General features: G+C 44.4%; 15 protein-coding genes. 5 read left to right on the forward strand and 10 right to left on the reverse strand.

Going from position 1 to position 16,754, the window contains the following annotated elements; all coding sequences use genetic code 11:
- Positions 1–16: 16 nt before the first annotated feature.
- The 5 genes from rhtB to M0C34_RS08435 form a co-directional block, all read right to left on the reverse strand.
- On the reverse strand, positions 17–634 hold the full coding sequence (rhtB, locus tag M0C34_RS08415) for a homoserine/homoserine lactone efflux protein (protein WP_248715189.1): 618 nt from the start codon (positions 632–634) through the stop codon (positions 17–19).
- A 302-nt stretch (positions 635–936) separates the two neighbouring features.
- Positions 937–2,304 (reverse strand): adenylosuccinate lyase, encoded by a 1,368-nt coding sequence (gene purB, locus M0C34_RS08420; protein ID WP_248715190.1) that lies wholly within the window; start codon positions 2,302–2,304, stop codon positions 937–939.
- Between the two features lie 18 nt (positions 2,305–2,322).
- Positions 2,323–2,949 (reverse strand): high frequency lysogenization protein HflD, encoded by a 627-nt coding sequence (gene hflD, locus M0C34_RS08425; protein ID WP_248715191.1) that lies wholly within the window; start codon positions 2,947–2,949, stop codon positions 2,323–2,325.
- Between the two features lie 5 nt (positions 2,950–2,954).
- Complete coding sequence (mnmA, locus tag M0C34_RS08430) at positions 2,955–4,058, reverse strand: tRNA 2-thiouridine(34) synthase MnmA (protein WP_248715192.1); 1,104 nt, start codon at positions 4,056–4,058, stop codon at positions 2,955–2,957.
- Positions 4,059–4,134: 76 nt separating this feature from the next.
- Positions 4,135–4,767, reverse strand: a complete 633-nt coding sequence (locus tag M0C34_RS08435; RefSeq protein ID WP_248715193.1) for a pseudouridine synthase — start codon at positions 4,765–4,767, stop codon at positions 4,135–4,137.
- Positions 4,768–4,979: 212 nt separating this feature from the next.
- Here M0C34_RS08435 and M0C34_RS08440 point away from each other — a divergent pair, with 212 nt between their 5' ends.
- On the forward strand, positions 4,980–7,202 hold the full coding sequence (locus M0C34_RS08440) for an NADP-dependent isocitrate dehydrogenase (RefSeq protein ID WP_248715194.1): 2,223 nt from the start codon (positions 4,980–4,982) through the stop codon (positions 7,200–7,202).
- 153 nt (positions 7,203–7,355) lie between these two features.
- Here M0C34_RS08440 and cspD read toward each other — a convergent pair whose 3' ends face one another.
- Complete coding sequence (gene cspD / locus M0C34_RS08445) at positions 7,356–7,571, reverse strand: cold shock domain-containing protein CspD (RefSeq protein WP_137674740.1); 216 nt, start codon at positions 7,569–7,571, stop codon at positions 7,356–7,358.
- 194 nt (positions 7,572–7,765) lie between these two features.
- Here cspD and clpS point away from each other — a divergent pair, with 194 nt between their 5' ends.
- Both clpS and clpA read left to right on the forward strand, forming a co-directional pair.
- Positions 7,766–8,083, forward strand: a complete 318-nt coding sequence (gene clpS / locus M0C34_RS08450) for an ATP-dependent Clp protease adapter ClpS (RefSeq protein WP_248715195.1) — start codon at positions 7,766–7,768, stop codon at positions 8,081–8,083.
- A gap of 35 nt (positions 8,084–8,118) precedes the next feature.
- A complete protein-coding gene (clpA, locus tag M0C34_RS08455) occupies positions 8,119–10,368 on the forward strand; it encodes an ATP-dependent Clp protease ATP-binding subunit ClpA (RefSeq protein ID WP_248715196.1) in 2,250 nt (749 codons plus the stop codon).
- Positions 10,369–10,433: 65 nt separating this feature from the next.
- Here the strand turns inward: clpA and infA are convergent, their stop codons facing one another.
- The 4 genes from infA to trxB all read right to left on the reverse strand — a co-directional run bounded on the left by infA (position 10,434) and on the right by trxB (position 13,173).
- Positions 10,434–10,652: a translation initiation factor IF-1 gene (gene infA, locus M0C34_RS08460; protein ID WP_016401030.1), complete on the reverse strand. Its 219-nt coding sequence runs from the start codon at positions 10,650–10,652 to the stop codon at positions 10,434–10,436.
- Positions 10,653–10,735: 83 nt separating this feature from the next.
- Positions 10,736–11,419 (reverse strand): arginyltransferase, encoded by a 684-nt coding sequence (locus M0C34_RS08465; RefSeq protein ID WP_248715197.1) that lies wholly within the window; start codon positions 11,417–11,419, stop codon positions 10,736–10,738.
- On the reverse strand, positions 11,404–12,111 hold the full coding sequence (gene aat, locus M0C34_RS08470) for a leucyl/phenylalanyl-tRNA--protein transferase (RefSeq protein WP_248715614.1): 708 nt from the start codon (positions 12,109–12,111) through the stop codon (positions 11,404–11,406). The genes M0C34_RS08465 and aat overlap by 16 nt, the downstream gene beginning before the upstream one ends.
- 105 nt (positions 12,112–12,216) lie before the next feature.
- The gene (trxB, locus tag M0C34_RS08475; protein WP_248715198.1) at positions 12,217–13,173 is read right to left on the reverse strand and encodes a thioredoxin-disulfide reductase; all 957 of its coding nucleotides are present in this window, start codon (positions 13,171–13,173) and stop codon (positions 12,217–12,219) included.
- 421 nt (positions 13,174–13,594) lie between these two features.
- On the opposite strand from trxB, the gene lrp reads away from it, so the two are divergent.
- Together lrp and M0C34_RS08485 are read left to right on the forward strand one after the other, a co-directional pair.
- The gene (lrp, locus tag M0C34_RS08480) at positions 13,595–14,083 is read left to right on the forward strand and encodes a leucine-responsive transcriptional regulator Lrp (RefSeq protein ID WP_248715199.1); all 489 of its coding nucleotides are present in this window, start codon (positions 13,595–13,597) and stop codon (positions 14,081–14,083) included.
- Positions 14,084–14,270: 187 nt separating this feature from the next.
- The gene (locus M0C34_RS08485) at positions 14,271–16,751 is read left to right on the forward strand and encodes a DNA translocase FtsK (RefSeq protein ID WP_248715615.1); all 2,481 of its coding nucleotides are present in this window, start codon (positions 14,271–14,273) and stop codon (positions 16,749–16,751) included.
- Positions 16,752–16,754: the final 3 nt, after the last annotated feature.

Below are 16,754 nucleotides of genomic sequence, written 5' to 3' on the forward strand. Positions count from 1 at the left end.
CGCTATTTACTTCAGGTTATCGCTCTACGCGGGCTAAGACCACAGCCATCATGATGAATAACGAGCCAAACACGCGATTTTGTAAGGCGATAAAGCGAGCTTTTCCTAGCCATGGTTTAGCTGCTGTAGCGAGGGTTGCATAACTGAACATAACCGCACAATCGATCAATACCACGGTTAATCCCAGTAATAAGTACTGGCTAATTAGTTCGTTATTGGGGCTTACAAATTGAGGTAAAAACGCAGCCAAGAAAATGATCGATTTAGGGTTCATTAGATTAACAATGAAACCTTGTCTGATTAACTCCGAACTGGATTTAATGGTATCTCGCCCAGTGTGTAAACGTTTAGGCTTGTCGAAAAATTTACTCAAGCCTAGGTAGAGTAGATAGGCTGCCCCTAAGTACTTAATCAAAGTGAAAGCTATGGCTGAAGAGGCTAATAAAGCGCCAAGCCCTACAGAAACCACTACTAGGTGAACAATCAGCGCCAACTGCAAGCCCGCGATGTTTTTGCAAGCTTGCCGAAAGCCGCCGCTCAAAGAATGACTGATGGTGGCTACTGCCCCCGCGCCTGGCGATAAGCTAAAAATGATACAGGCAACGACAAAGGTGAGCCAAACGCTAAACAACATAAATAATCCCATAAACAAAAGGCGGTGATTGGCAATATCGCAGAAATCTGATGAGTTTGTCTAGTTCGGTGTTAATGCTCATACTATAAATATCGAACAAGCTAGGGCTCTTTGTCCATCGCTGAAAACAAGGCTAATTAAGTTGCGGATATGTCAGCGATTAAAACAGCGGCCAAGCGATCGCCGTTCGGTATTATTGCATGGCGTTAGCAAGCGCGGGTAATAGTGAGAGTACTGCTGACACAAAAAAGCCGACGATTAAGTCGGCTTTGGTAAATTTACCTAGCAAGGAAGGCTGTCGATTATAGTTGGTCTACCAACTTAACCGCATCGCCAATGTAATTGGCAGGGGTCATTTTCTTCAGTTCGACTTTTGCTGCTTCAGGCATGTCTAAACCGTCGATAAACTCACGCATGGCTTCAGCATCTACCCGCTTACCACGGGTCAACTCTTTAAGCTTCTCGTAAGGCTTCTCGATACCGTAGCGGCGCATAACGGTTTGTACTGGCTCGGCCAATACTTCCCAGTTGCTGTCTAAATCACTGAGTAGGTTAGCTTCGTTTATCTGTAACTTACTGACGCCTTTTAGGGTCGCCTGATAAGCAATGAGTGAGTAACCCATAGCAACACCTAAGTTACGGAGAACCGTTGAATCAGTAAGGTCACGCTGCCAACGAGATACAGGCAATTTAGCCGCCAAATGGCCAAATAGTGCGTTAGCGATGCCTAAGTTACCTTCTGAGTTTTCAAAATCAATTGGGTTAACTTTATGTGGCATGGTTGAAGAGCCAATTTCACCAGCAATGGTTTTTTGCTTAAAGTGGCCTAGGCAAATGTAACCCCAAATATCGCGGTCGAAATCTAGCAAAATAGTATTGAAACGAGCGATAGCATCGTACAATTCTGCGATGTAATCATGCGGTTCAATTTGAGTGGTGTAAGGGTTCCACTGAACGCCTAAGCTAGTCACAAACTCTTCTGAGAATGTGTGCCAGTCAACTTCTGGATAAGCAGATATATGGGCGTTATAGTTACCTACTGCACCGTTAATTTTACCCAGTACTTCTACGGCTTCAATTTGGGTAAGCTGACGACGTAAGCGTGCCACTACGTTAGCCATTTCTTTGCCCATGGTACTGGGCGATGCTGGTTGGCCGTGGGTGCGAGAAAGCAAAGGCGTATCGCGTAGTTCTTTTGCCACCTCGGTAATCGCGTCAATCAACTTTTGTAGGTAAGGCACTAATACCTTGTTGCGCGCTTCATTTAGCATTAAGGCGTGCGACAAGTTGTTGATGTCTTCTGAGGTACACGCAAAGTGAATAAATTCAGAAACCGCGTCTAACTCTGCGTTGCCGGCGACTTTCTCTTTTAAGAAGTATTCAACCGCTTTTACGTCATGGTTAGTGGTGCGTTCGATTTCTTTAACGCGGGCAGCATCAGCTTCGCTAAAGTTATCGTTAATGCTATCCAAAAAGGCAATGGCTTCAGGAGAGAAGGCAGGCACTTCTGCGATGTTGTGCTGCTGGGCAAGTTTTTGTAACCAACGAATTTCTACCCTTACGCGATATTTAATTAAGCCGAATTCGCTAAAAATACTGCGCAGTTCAGAAGTTTTGTCCCCGTAGCGTCCGTCTATCGGGGAAATGGCTGTCAATGCCGACAGTTCCATGGTGATCTCCTAAATTAACTAATCAATGGTGTTTAAAAGTTGTGTGGTTTGCTGTAAATAATTCTTTCGAGAAAACAGTAGTTGCCTACGTTGGCCGCCTAATTGTCGCCATAATACGCAGGCGCGTATTCCGGCTAACAGTAAGGCGCGAACTTTGTGTTGAACAACCGGTTGCTGCAGGTGACTAACATTGCCTGCAACTTGGATACGTGGACCTAAAGGACTAATTATATCGCTGTAGATGTCGGCAATGCCGCCAAGTACCTGTTGGTCTAACAATTCGAAATGCTGCAACTGTCGATCTAGTTGGGTGATACGTTCGCCCATCATGCCCATAAGATCAGGACGTTTATTTAAACGCCGTTCAAGCGCGAGTAAACTGACCAAGTAACGGGTTATCTCGGCGTTACGTTTCTCTTGTTGGCTGTTGAGCTGAGCGCTCATTACGCCCAGGCCTAATTTAAGCTCGGCTAATGAGCCAAACACATCTACCGTTTCTTTAGGATCGGTGACCAAAATACTGTTAAGGCAAGTACTTAGGCCGGCTTCTTCGCAGGTGCTAGTACGCGCTACATCTTGGACTAATTTCGCTGCTTGGCAAATACCGGCGAAAGCGATGACACGGTTAGATAGTGAATTACTCATAGCGCTTATATGCCAATTTTCTGTTCAATGATACCGCCACCTAAACAGACTTCGTTTAAGTAAAATACGGCTGATTGGCCGGGCGTCACGGCGATTTGTGGTTGGTCGAATACCACTTTAATTTCGTCGTTAGCTTGCGGAATAATGGTGCACGGAACATCTTGCTGGCGATAACGAATCTTAACGCTACAGCGCAGCTCTTCGGTTATCACCTTGCGGTCTACCCAATGTAATTGGCCTGCAATCAGCGCTTGAGATTTTAGCCGTGGGTGGTCGTGACCTTGGCCAACAATCAGTACGTTACGTTCGATATCTTTATCGACCGTATACCAAGGGGTCTCATTGCCGTCTTTAGTGCCGCCAATGCCTAAGCCTTTACGCTGACCAAGAGTGTGATACATCAATCCTTGGTGGCGACCAATGACTTTGCCTTCACAGGTTTCTATATCACCGGGTTGAGCCGGTAAATACTGAGCTAAAAAGTCGGTAAACTTGCGCTCACCAATAAAACAGATCCCGGTAGAATCTTTTTTGTTGGCGGTAATTAAATCTTGCTCTTCGGCAATACGGCGAACGTCTGGCTTTTCAATGTCGCCTACTGGGAACAAGGTTTGGGCAATATGCTTTTCTTCTAATGTGTATAAGAAATAGCTTTGGTCTTTATTGCTATCTAAACCGCGTAACATTTGCCAGTGACCGTCTTGAAAGCGGCGTTGCACATAATGGCCCGTTGCGATGTAATCTGCTGCCAGTTCTTCTGCGGCAAATTCCAAAAATGCCTTAAACTTAATTTCCTTGTTACACATAATGTCTGGATTTGGCGTGCGACCCGCTTTGTACTCTTCTAAGAAGTGTTCAAATACGTTATCCCAGTATTCCGCTGAGAAGTTAATGGTATGTAGCTTAATACCTAATTTGTCACATACAGCTTGTGCGTCGGCTAAGTCTTCAGCCGCTGCGCAGTATTCACTGTTATCGTCTTCTTCCCAATTCTTCATAAAAAGACCTTCAACCTGATAGCCTTGCTGTATAAGCAAGTAGGCTGAAACTGAGGAATCAACGCCGCCGGACATACCGACAATCACTTTTTTAGTGTTGTTTGAGTTCATGCTAACTTGTTGGAAAAAATTTGGGGCGAATTCTACCAGAAATTCTGTGATGAAAACAGCATTTCAAACGGCCAGTTTATGCTATCTGGTCGTCGACTAATTGCTGGTATTCACCGTTTGCGATCCCTTTAAGGGTGTATTCGCCAATTTGGTAGCGTACTAAGCGCAGAGTAGGAAAGCCGATGGCTGCGGTCATGCGTCTTACTTGCCGATTGCGCCCTTCTTTGATGGTAATGCTTAACCAACTGGTTGGAATAGTTTTACGCTCGCGTACGGGGGGGGTGCGTGGCCATAAATCGGGTGGGTTTATCGGTTTAACTTTAGCCGGTAAACATGGCCCATCTTTTAGCTCAACCCCTTTACGCAAAGGGGCTAAATCTTCATCGCTAGGTACGCCTTCAACCTGAACCCAATAGGTTTTACTGGTTTTGGCCTTAGGGTTGGCTAATTGATGTTGCAACTTACCGTCGTTTGTTAATAGCAGTAGGCCTTCGCTATCACGGTCGAGTCTGCCGGCAGCGTAAACGTCGGCGATATCAATATAGTCTTTTAAGGTCGAGCGACCTTGTCCATCGGTGAATTGGCTTAGTACATCAAAGGGTTTGTTGAACAAAACTAAACGGCGTGGGCCATTCAATGGTTTTGTAGGATTAGCTTCAGCCTTTCGTTTAAAACGGCGCGGCTTTGGGGTGTTTGTTAACTTTTTCATGGCGCCAATTGTAACAGCTATTGGATGTACCACTAGTAAAACAATGTTAATGCGTTTGTAAATGGTTTATTATTTTGGCCGAATTATTGGACGGCCAGTAGATAAATAGAGCGTGTTTCATTCTTTGTTTGTTACTAGCCACCTCACGGACTCGACCATTAATGCAAGAAATGGCGGCCGTAGCGAGAGCAACCACAACTTTAGGGACCGACATGACGTCAAAGATTATTTATACCTTAACGGACGAAGCGCCAGCCTTAGCCACTTATTCATTGTTACCGATTGTACAAGCATTTACTAATGCCGCTGGTGTAAACGTAGAAACTCGTGATATTTCACTAGCGGGTCGTATTATTTCCAGCTTTCCTGAGCTATTAACAGAGCAACAACAAATCTCAGACGCATTGGCTGAACTCGGCGAGCTGGCTAAAAAGCCAGAAGCTAACATCATTAAGTTGCCTAACATTAGTGCTTCAGTGCCGCAGCTAAAAGCCGTGATTAAAGAGCTGCAGGCGCAAGGATATGCTTTACCCGATTACCCAGAAGAGCCTACTAGCGATCTAGAACGAGACGCTAAAGCAAAATATGACAAAGTGAAAGGAAGTGCGGTTAACCCCGTGTTACGCGAAGGTAACTCTGATCGCCGCGCCCCTGGTTCTGTTAAACAATATGCCCGCAACAACCCGCATTCGATGGGCGCATGGGCGAAAGATTCGTTAAGCCATGTTGCTAGCATGAGCCAAGGCGACTTTTACGGCAGCGAAGTGTCTGCAACGATTAAAGAAGCCGGTACCGTGTCTATCCAGTTGAAAACGGATACGGGTGAAGTACAAGTGTTGAAAGAGGCGTTTCCTGTACTCGCGGGTGAGGTGATCGACGCTGCAGCACTCAATGTTGCTGAGTTAGCTTGTTTCATTGACGCTGAGATTGAAGATGCTAAAGCGAAAGGTGTATTGTTTTCATTGCATATGAAAGCCACCATGATGAAAGTGTCAGATCCGATCATCTTTGGCCATGTGGTTAAAGTATTCTTTAAAGACGTATTTGCTAAATACGGCGAATTATTTGACGAGTTGGGTGTAGATGTAAGCAATGGCTTAGGTGATGTTTATGCCAAAATCCAAAGCTTAGACAGTGCCAAGCAAGACGAAATTAAGGCGGCTATTGAAGCGGTGTATGCGCAACGTCCTGCTTTGGCCATGGTTGACTCGGATAAAGGCATTACTAACTTACATGTACCGAGTGACGTGATTATTGATGCGTCTATGCCTGCGATGATTCGTGCTTCTGGTCAAATGTGGAATAGCGAAGGCAAGCAACAGGATACAAAAGCAGTGATCCCTGATCGCAGCTACGCGGGTATTTACCAACAAACTATCGATTTTTGTAAAGAAAACGGTGCGTTCAACCCAACCACTATGGGGTCTGTCGCGAACGTGGGTTTGATGGCACAAAAAGCGGAAGAGTATGGTTCACACGACAAGACGTTTGCGGTTCCTGCTGCGGGTACTGTTGAAGTCATTGATGGCAATGGGCAAGTTGTATTAAGCCAAACGGTTAATCAGGGTGACATTTTCAGAATGTGTCAGGTGAAAGACGCACCGATACGTGATTGGGTGAAACTGGCGGTAAACCGTGCACGTTTAAGTGATACGCCAGCGGTATTTTGGTTAGACAGCCAACGCGCTCATGACGCACAGTTAATTACCAAAGTTGAAAGCTATCTCGCTGAACACGATACCACGGGTCTTGAAATTAAGATCTTGTCACCTAACGATGCGACTCAATTCTCTCTTGAACGAGTTAAGCAAGGTTTGGACACTATTTCAGTCACCGGTAATGTATTACGTGACTATCTTACTGATTTGTTCCCAATTCTTGAGTTGGGTACATCAGCAAAAATGTTGTCGATTGTTCCCTTAATGAATGGCGGCGGTTTATTTGAAACGGGTGCTGGTGGTTCTGCCCCAAAACACGTGCAACAATTTGAAAAAGAAAACCACTTACGTTGGGATTCTTTAGGTGAGTTTTTAGCGTTGTCTGCCTCGCTAGAGCATTTAAGTCAAGTGACAGATAATGCCAAGGCGGCTGTGCTAGCCAGTACTTTAGATAAAGCGACGGGGGTGTTTTTAGACCAGAACAAATCGCCTTCACGTAAAGTTAAAGAGCTAGATAACCGTGGCAGTCACTTTTACTTATGTATGTACTGGGCTCAGTGTTTAGCCGCTCAAGATAGCGACACCGAGCTAAAAGCTACTTTTACAACTGTCGCTGAGAAGCTAAGCGCCAACGAAGCTGAAATTGTAGCGCAGTTAAACTCTGCTCAGGGCCCTGCAGTTGACCTAAATGGCTACTACCAACCCAATGCAGCTAAAGCTGCAGCAGCGATGCGTCCAAGCACTCTGTTTAATCAGATTGTTGATGGTTTACGCTAACCGTTAGCCTAAATACGATTAAGCCGGTGCATGTCACCGGTTTTTTTGTGCCCAAGGTTTTGATCGGGGGGAGATGAGTTGCGGTTCTTTACAAAATAAAATGCCAGTCGTGATGACTGGCATTTGGCTTAGCAGAGCTTTGCTAGCAAAAGGTCATTGCTGACTATCGTCAAAAACGATACTCACAGCATGGCTCCCTTTAGGGCCTTGCTGGGTTTCAAATTGGACAGGTTGACCTGCTTTCAGGGTGCGATACCCTTCCATTTGAATTGTCGAATAATGGGCAAAAATATCTTCTCCGCCTGTATCCGGGCAAATAAAACCAAATCCTTTTGCGTTGTTAAACCATTTAACTGTTCCGTTTGGCATACCACATTTCCCTATAAAATTTATCTACCAAACTGACTAGATTGGTCATTTTTGACACAACTTTAAGTCAGCTGTTTAACAATTTAGTAAAATATTTACTACAGTCAAGTTTTCAGGGCATTTTTCTACTAGCCTTGTTAAGTCAAAGCGGTTATGTTGAGAACAGAGACGCGTTTTCACTACAATAGTTTTATATGAGCAAATTATCTGATTGGCTAGATGTTGAAGAAATCACCAAAGAGGCGAAGAATCTTACTGCGCCGCCTCCGATGTATAAGGTGGTTTTAAATAATGATGACTATACTCCTATGGAGTTTGTTATTGAGGTGTTGCAGTTATTTTTTAATATGGACTTAGACCAAGCAACTCAAATTATGTTGACCATTCACTACAAAGGTAAAGGAGTCTGCGGAGTTTTTACGGCCGAAGTAGCTGAAACAAAAGCTGCACAAGTTAATAGCTATGCCAAACAAAACGACCATCCATTGATGTGTACCATGGAGAAAGCATAGCTAAGTAGTATTGATTGTCTTTAGGGGGCCTATGCATGCTAAATAAAGAGTTGGAACAAACTTTAAACCAAGCGTTTAAAGAAGCGAGACAGCAGCAACACGAATTTATGACTGTAGAACATTTGTTGCTGGGTTTATTAGATAATTCCGCCGCAAAAGAAGCCCTAGTGGCTTGCGGGGCTAACCTCAATCAACTTAATCAAGAGTTGAGTAGTTTCATTGAACAAACCACGCCTGTTATTCCAGAAGACGATGGCGAGCGAGAAACCCAGCCTACTTTAGGTTTTCAGCGGGTTCTGCAACGCGCTGTATTTCATGTGCAATCATCCGGTAATAGTGAAGTCAGTGGGGCTAATGTATTGGTCGCTATTTTTAGTGAGCAAGAAAGCCAAGCTGTTTATTTCCTTAAAAAGGCGGATATTAGCCGTTTAGATGTGGTTAATTTCATTTCCCATGGCATTCGTAAAGACGACGAGCCAAGTGCTGAGCAAGGCCCTGCAGAGACTGAAGCTCAGTCTGAAGATACCAAGCAACTAGAAAGCTTTGCCAGCAACCTTAATCACCTTGTACTTAAAGGCAAAATTGACCCTTTAATTGGTCGTGATAAAGAATTATCCCGTACCATTCAGGTATTATGTCGCCGCCGCAAAAACAACCCGCTTTTGGTGGGAGAGGCCGGTGTGGGTAAAACCGCCATCGCCGAGGGGCTTGCTTACCGTATCGTTCACGAAGACGTGCCTGACGTAATTAAAGACGCCACCATCTACTCTTTAGATATCGGCTCTTTATTGGCTGGTACTAAGTATCGAGGCGATTTTGAAAAACGTTTTAAAGCCTTACTCAAGCAGCTTGAAAATGCAGAAAACGCCATTCTATTTATTGACGAAATCCATACCATTATTGGTGCAGGTGCGGCCTCTGGCGGTCAACTTGATGCGGCAAACTTAATCAAACCATTATTAAGCAATGGCTTATTGCGCTGCGTGGGGTCAACCACTTACCAAGAATATAATCAGATTTTTGAGAAAGACCGTGCGTTGGCGCGTCGCTTCCAAAAAATTGATGTAGTAGAACCTACCGTCGAAGACACGACCAAGATTTTGATGGGCTTGAAGAGCCGTTATGAAGCACACCATGACGTACGCTACACTAAGCAAGCTATGCGCAGCGCCGCTGAGCTAGCGGCTAAGTACATTAACGAGCGGCACCTACCTGACAAAGCGATTGACGTGATCGACGAAGCGGGGGCTAGCATGCGAATGTTGCCGGTGAGCAAGCGGAAAAAAACCATTGGTACTGGAGACATCGAAGCCATTGTGGCCAAGATTGCTCGAATTCCTGAAACTAAGGTTTCATCTTCAGATCGCGAAACATTACGTGGCTTAAACGAAACCTTGAAAATGGTGGTGTTTGGTCAAGATCCTGCCATTGATGTGCTGGTTGATGCGATTCGACTCAATCGCTCTGGCTTAGGTGCTGAACAAAAACCGGTAGGGTCGTTCTTATTCGCCGGTCCAACCGGAGTGGGTAAAACCGAGGTTACTCAGCAGTTGGCAAAAGCCTTGGGCGTAGAGTTAATCCGCTTTGATATGTCTGAATACATGGAGCGTCATGCGGTATCTCGTTTGATTGGCGCACCTCCAGGCTATGTGGGATTTGATCAAGGTGGTTTGCTAACTGATGCGGCCATGAAGCACCCACATTGCGTCATATTACTCGATGAGATAGAAAAAGCTCACGAAGATGTGTTTAACTTGTTACTTCAAGTGATGGACCACGGCACCCTGACTGATAACAACGGTCGTCACGCCGATTTTCGCAATGTGATCTTGGTGATGACCAGTAATGCAGGTGTTAAAGAGACTCATCGTTCATCGATTGGCTTTAAAGAGCAAGATTTAAGCTTTGATGCGATGGCAGAAATCAATAGGATTTTTGCTCCAGAGTTTAGAAACCGTTTAGATAACATTATTTGGTTTAACCATTTAGACGAAACAATCATCGAACAAGTGGTTGATAAGTTTATTGTGGAGCTACAAGCTCAATTGGACGCTAACGGTGTTTCAATGGAAGTGGATGCGGATGCTAGATTGTGGTTATCTGAGCAAGGTTACGACAGATCTATGGGCGCGAGGCCAATGTCTCGAGTGATCCGAGAGCAACTGCGTAAACCCTTGGCGAACGAAATTTTGTTTGGCCGTTTAAATCAAGGTGGACATGTGGGTATTGCCTTGAAAGACGGTAAGCTAGAATTTCAGTATGAAGATGAAGTCGCCGAAGCCTAGATTTTATTAAACCACTAAAAAAGCCAGCTTTAGCTGGCTTTTTCTTAATTGCGATTTTCTAGCAATTAGCGCGCGCGGAAAACAATGCGCCCTTTTGACAAGTCGTACGGTGTTAGTTGTACCGTAACTTTATCTCCGGTAAGAATGCGGATGTAGTTCTTACGCATTTTTCCAGAAATGTGGGCAGTTACAACGTGTCCGTTTTCTAGTTCTACACGGAACATTGTGTTAGGCAAGGTGTCTAACACTGTGCCTTGCATTTCAATATTGTCTTCTTTCGCCATTGAGTCCTCTGTTTGACACGCACTTATAAAAACGCTGGGAGAATGCCAGATTTAGTGCCTTGTGTAAAGTTTATCCTCTAAATCTATTGCCATTTACCGTTAATAAATCGTTGATGGGGTGTATAGTTTTGTTTGTAGTTCATTTTTTGGCATTGATCGACTTGATAGCCTAGGTAAATCCATGGTGTGTTTTGTAACTTAGCTTGCTCAATTTGTTTCAATACCGCTAAGGTACCGATCGACAAGGATGCTAGCTCAGGTTCGAAAAAAGTATATACCGCACTAAAACCGCTGCTTTGAATGTCGGTGACACACACTGCGATTAAACGGTCTTTTAAATACAAACGAAGATATTGAGTATTTGACCATTGGCAGCTTAAAAATTGATGAAATGAGGTTTCACTGGTTGGGTACATTGAACCATCTTTATGGCGGGCCTCAATGTAACGTGCGAACAGTTGGTAATCTTGTTCGCTTAAACTGTTTCCCCAGCTAACTTGTACATCAACTGCCTTACTTAGTATGCGTTTCTGAGAACGAGAAGGCTGAAAGTCCTTCACATTTACGCGCAGAGATTCACAGGCTTGGCATTGGCTACAATGAGGGCGGTAGAGTTCATCACCACTTCGTCTAAATCCCATCGTTAATAACTGTGAATAATAAAGCTGCTTTTCTTCGGTAGTACACAAGGTGAAGCACAACTGCTCAAATTGTTCGGGTAGATAGGGACAAGTATTGGCAGGGCTGAGGCCTAAAGATAAGCGCATAAATCTAGCCCTTGTTGTTGCCAGCATACCTTATCAATCTGCTTTTCTTGCGAATCTTTTAACAGCCTTAAAAACCTTGCTCTGGGTAGCGACTGCATGCCAAGGCTTAATAGATGAGGGTTTTCTACTTGGCCATCAATGTAGTCGCCTCCCCAATGTTTAAAGTGCCGACAAAAAACGTGAAAAGCCAGCTTAGAGGCATTGCTAACAGTGTGAAACATAGACTCGCCACAAAATACACTGCCTGCGGCAACGCCGTATAAGCCCCCAACGAGCTTTTGTTCTTGCCACACTTCGACTGAGTGGGCGTGACCTAAATGATGTAATCTCAGATAGGCACTTATCATATCTTGAGTTATCCACGTTTCGTCTACTCGCAGCTCCGCACAGTGACGGATTACCTGCTCAAAACTGTGATTAAGAGTAACCGTGAGAGAGGTTTTCTTAATGAATTTAAGCATGCTTTTACTAATGGCGTGTTTTTCCAGAGCTAAACCAATTCTAGGGTCTGGGCTCCACCATAAAATAGGCTGGTGGTCGCTAAACCAAGGGAATATACCGTTTGAATAGGCTGATATTAGTCTGTCAGGGCTTAAACTTCCCCCGATGGCTAATAAACCATTGGGCTCGCTTAAGGCGCGTTCAGGGGAAGGAAAGGGAGAGTTGCCTTCAATTATTATTGGCTGCACGATGTCGACATGATGAGTGATAATCAGCCTTAGATTATAGCAAAAAACTTAGTTTAAACAGTAACAAACAATCAAGCCGATAAAGCTACCGGCTTGATTCAAGTAAAACTAGTCGTTTACGCTATCTAAGTAACGTTCAGCGTCTAAAGCAGCCATACAGCCGGCACCCGCTGAGGTGATAGCTTGGCGGTAAATATGGTCAGCGACATCACCGGCCGCATAAATACCGGGTATGCTGGTTTGAGTGGCGTTCCCTTCGGTTCCTGACTGAACTTTTAGGTAGCCATCTTTCATTTCTAATTGACCTTCAAATATGCCGGTATTGGGTTGATGGCCAATAGCAATGAATGCGCCCATAACTTCTATGTCATTCGTGTTTCCATCTACAGTGCTTTTGGTTCGCACATGCGTAACACCCATTTCATCGCCCAAAACTTCATCTAAGGTTTGGTTTAGATGAAGAACAATATTACCGTTAGCGACTTTATCCATTAATCGCTTGGTTAAGATTTTTTCACTGCGGAATTCTTCGCGGCGATGAATTAAATGGACTTCGGAAGCAATATTGGACAAATACAAGGCTTCTTCAACGGCGGTGTTGCCACCACCAACAACGGCCACCTTTTGATTGCGATAGAAAAAACCATCACAGGTAGCACATGCCGATACCCCTTTGCCTTTAAAGGCTTCTTCTGAGGGTAAACCTAGGTATTTTGCTGAAGCTCCGGTCGCAATGATGAGTGCATCACAGGTGTATTCACCACTATCCCCTTTTAAGCGATACGGTTTTTGTTTGAAATCTACTTCATTGATATGGTCGAAGATAATTTCTGTTTCAAATTTTTCTGCATGAGCGAGCATGCGCTCCATTAGTGCAGGCCCTGTGAGGCCTTCAGCATCACCTGGCCAGTTTTCAACTTCAGTGGTGGTGGTCAGCTGGCCACCTTGCTGAATTCCGGTAATTAATACCGGGCTTAAGTTAGCTCTTGCTGCATAAACAGCGGCAGTATATCCAGCAGGCCCAGAGCCTAGAATGACTAATTTGTGGTGCTTCGCGTTACTCATGATTGCTACAATTCCTTTACAGTTCTTGCTTGGTATATGAGGGTATAAATCTTAATATCAAGCGCCCAGTAGTTAAAAACTTGTTATCTACTCAAGAGCAGAAGTTTTGTTAGCTACAGCATAATAGGCTTGTTTAATCCCTCCAAATACTAAAACTTTATATGGATATGCGTATTTATCTAGCCATTAATTCGGCTTTTTACTTGATAGTACGTGGATTTTGTGGAATAAATAATGCTCAGGGATAAAACAAAAGTTTAAAAAAGTTTGTTCACTTGGGTTTTAGCTCTGCATCTTGCTTGGAATGACTTATTTGTGATGGAAAGGATTACCATAAAAATTATGCAATTTGCGTTGATTTTTGTGCATGAATAGTCAGTAACAAGCTGGTGTATTAGGGACAACATACGTATCACCATTAATGGAAGCAAAAGGTCGACCAATGAAGGAACTGGATCGTATTGATCGCAACATACTTAATGAGTTGCAAAAAGATGGCCGCATATCAAATGTGGAACTTTCGAAACGGGTAGGTCTTAGCCCTACGCCATGTTTAGAAAGGGTTAGACGCCTTGAGCGCCAAGGTTACATTACCGGTTACACTGCAATTTTAAATCCGCAGTATTTAGATGCCTCATTGTTGGTTTTCGTTGAGATTACACTAAACCGTGGCGCGCCTGACGTATTTGAACAATTCAATCATGCTGTTCAGCAGCTAGAAGAAATTCAAGAGTGTCATTTAGTCTCAGGTGATTTCGATTATCTATTAAAAACCCGAGTGGCCGATATGTCTGCATATCGTAAATTATTGGGCGAAACCTTACTGCGTTTGCCGGGTGTTAATGACACGCGAACCTATGTAGTAATGGAAGAAGTGAAGCAGAGTAATCGATTAGTTATCAAAACTTAACTGAGCGGTTTCCCCCTCCAATTCATTTTTGATAAAGTAAAACAAGCGGCTGGTGCCGCTTGTTTTGTTTTTAGCCAAAATAAAACACTAATTGGAATACCACTAGTTCAAGGGATCGCTTGTGACTGATTTAACAGACAACAGATTGTCTGGCTTTGCTCGAATTGCGGAGGTCTGTGCTATCGCAATGGGCGCTTTAGGTGTGTACCTAATGGTAGCCTTATTAACCTTTAACCCTAGTGACCCTAGCTGGTCACAAACAGCCGTTCAGCAAACAGTAGCCAACGCAGGAGGAAGCTCTGGTGCTTGGTTTGCTGATTTACTGCTATTTAGTTTTGGCTTTGTCGCTTATAGCGTACCCATTATTTGTGGCTTGCTCGCTTGGGCGTTATTTTGGCGGCCATGTCCGATTGCGCAGATAGATTTTTTTACTTTAGGGCTGCGTGTTATCGGCTTTGTTTTTACTTTTGCTAGTTTAACGACTTTGTCGAGCATTCATATTGATGACTTTTATTATTTTTCTTCAGGAGGCTTAGTGGGCGATGTATTCACTCAGCTGATGATTCCAGTGTTTGGCCTGTTAGGCACTAGTATCATTTTGTTAGCGGTATTTGCCGGTGGGGTTACCTTATTCACCGGCGTTTCTTGGGTTCAAATCGTCGAAAAGTTAGGCGCTACCTTGAACTCAATGTTCAACTCATTGATATCTTTGCCACAAAGTATCAAACAGAATAAACAAGCTGAGATCGAAAAAGACGTATTAATGCGTGACTTTGATGCCGATACAGCAGTTGGCTCTCAGCGTGAACCTAGCATTAGCGCTGAGTCAGCGCCTGAAGAGTTGCGTGAACCAGACACCGACCTTAGTCAGTACCAAGATTATTCAGAAAGTGTTATCGACGCTAAGCCTCTTGATAGTGATATTGCAAGTTACCAGCCTCAAGAGCCGCACTTTTCAGTGGAGTCTGATTTCGAGCAAGAGTTAGCCAATGCCAAAGATGAGGTTGACTTTGCGTTTGAAGATGAAGCGATAGACCCTCCCAGTGTTATTATCGATCAAACACCCCCCGAACCCATGCCCGACATTCCTTTTGATAGCGAATCGGTACCGGTGGCGCATAAGCCAGTGGTAAAGCCTGCTGTTACCCCCGCTAAGGCTGTTCAACCGACGTTAAGCCGCTTGCCCGACATGAATTTATTAGACAGGCCGAACAAAAAAGAAAATCCTATTTCAGCCGAAGAGTTAGAACAAGTGTCTCGTTTGGTTGAAGCCAAGTTACTCGATTTTAATATTCAAGCTTCTGTGGTCGCGGTGCACCCTGGCCCCGTCATTACCCGCTTTGAATTAGATTTAGCGCCGGGTGTGAAGGTGAGTAAAATTACTAACCTTTCAAAAGACTTAGCCAGAGCACTATCTGCAATCAGCGTACGAGTGGTAGAGGTTATTCCTGGGAAGTCGGTGATTGGTTTAGAGTTGCCTAATCGATTTAGAGAGATTGTTTACTTAAGTGAAGTGGTAGACAGTCCGGTTTTCCATCAAGCTAAATCACCATTAACAATGGTTTTGGGGAAAGATATTGCTGGCCAGCCTGTGGTGGTTGATTTGGCTAAAATGCCTCACCTGCTTGTCGCCGGTACCACCGGTTCTGGTAAGTCAGTTGGCGTAAATGTCATGATCGTGAGCCTGCTTTATAAATCAACGCCAGAAGATGTTCGGTTAATCATGATTGACCCCAAAATGTTGGAGCTATCGGTTTACGAGGGGATTCCACATTTGTTGTCAGAGGTGGTGACCGATATGAAAGAAGCGGCCAACGCTTTGCGTTGGTGTGTCGGAGAAATGGAGCGTCGTTATAAATTGATGTCGGCGTTAGGGGTTCGTAACCTAAAGGGTTACAACCAAAAGGTACTCGATGCCATTGAGTCTGGTAACCCGATAGTAGACCCCTTGTGGAAACCCGAAGATAGCATGGCGGAGATAGCGCCAACGTTGGATAAACTCCCACATATCGTGGTAGTTATCGATGAATTCGCCGACATGATGATGATTGTTGGTAAGAAAGTAGAAGAGCTGATTGCCAGGATTGCCCAAAAAGCGCGTGCTGCAGGGATACATTTAGTATTAGCCACTCAGCGTCCTTCGGTTGATGTGATAACCGGTTTGATTAAAGCTAACATTCCAACCCGAATGGCCTTCCAGGTATCTAGTCGTATCGATTCTAGAACTATTTTGGATCAACAAGGTGCGGAGACCCTGTTAGGTATGGGAGATATGTTATACCTTCCTGCGGGTACGGGGGTGCCTACCCGGGTTCACGGAGCTTTTGTTGATGACCATGAAGTCCATGCTGTTGTATCCGCATGGAAGGAGCGTGGTGAACCTGATTACATTGACGAAATTTTAAATGGAGAAGCAGGGCCAGACGCAATGCTACCCGGTGAGGTGGCCGAATCAGATGAAGAACTCGACGCTTTATTCGACCAAGCTGTTATGCATGTCACCGAAACTCGCCGTGGCTCGGTATCTGGCGTACAGCGCAAATTTAAAATTGGTTATAACCGAGCTGCTCGAATTGTTGAACAGATGGAAGTCCAAGGTATTGTTAGTTCACCGGGACATAATGGTAACCGTGAGGTTATTGCGCCGCCGCCAGTGCGAATTGATTAAAGA

The organism is Agarivorans sp. TSD2052 (genome assembly GCF_023238625.1).
Classification (GTDB): Bacteria; Pseudomonadota; Gammaproteobacteria; order Enterobacterales; family Celerinatantimonadaceae; genus Agarivorans.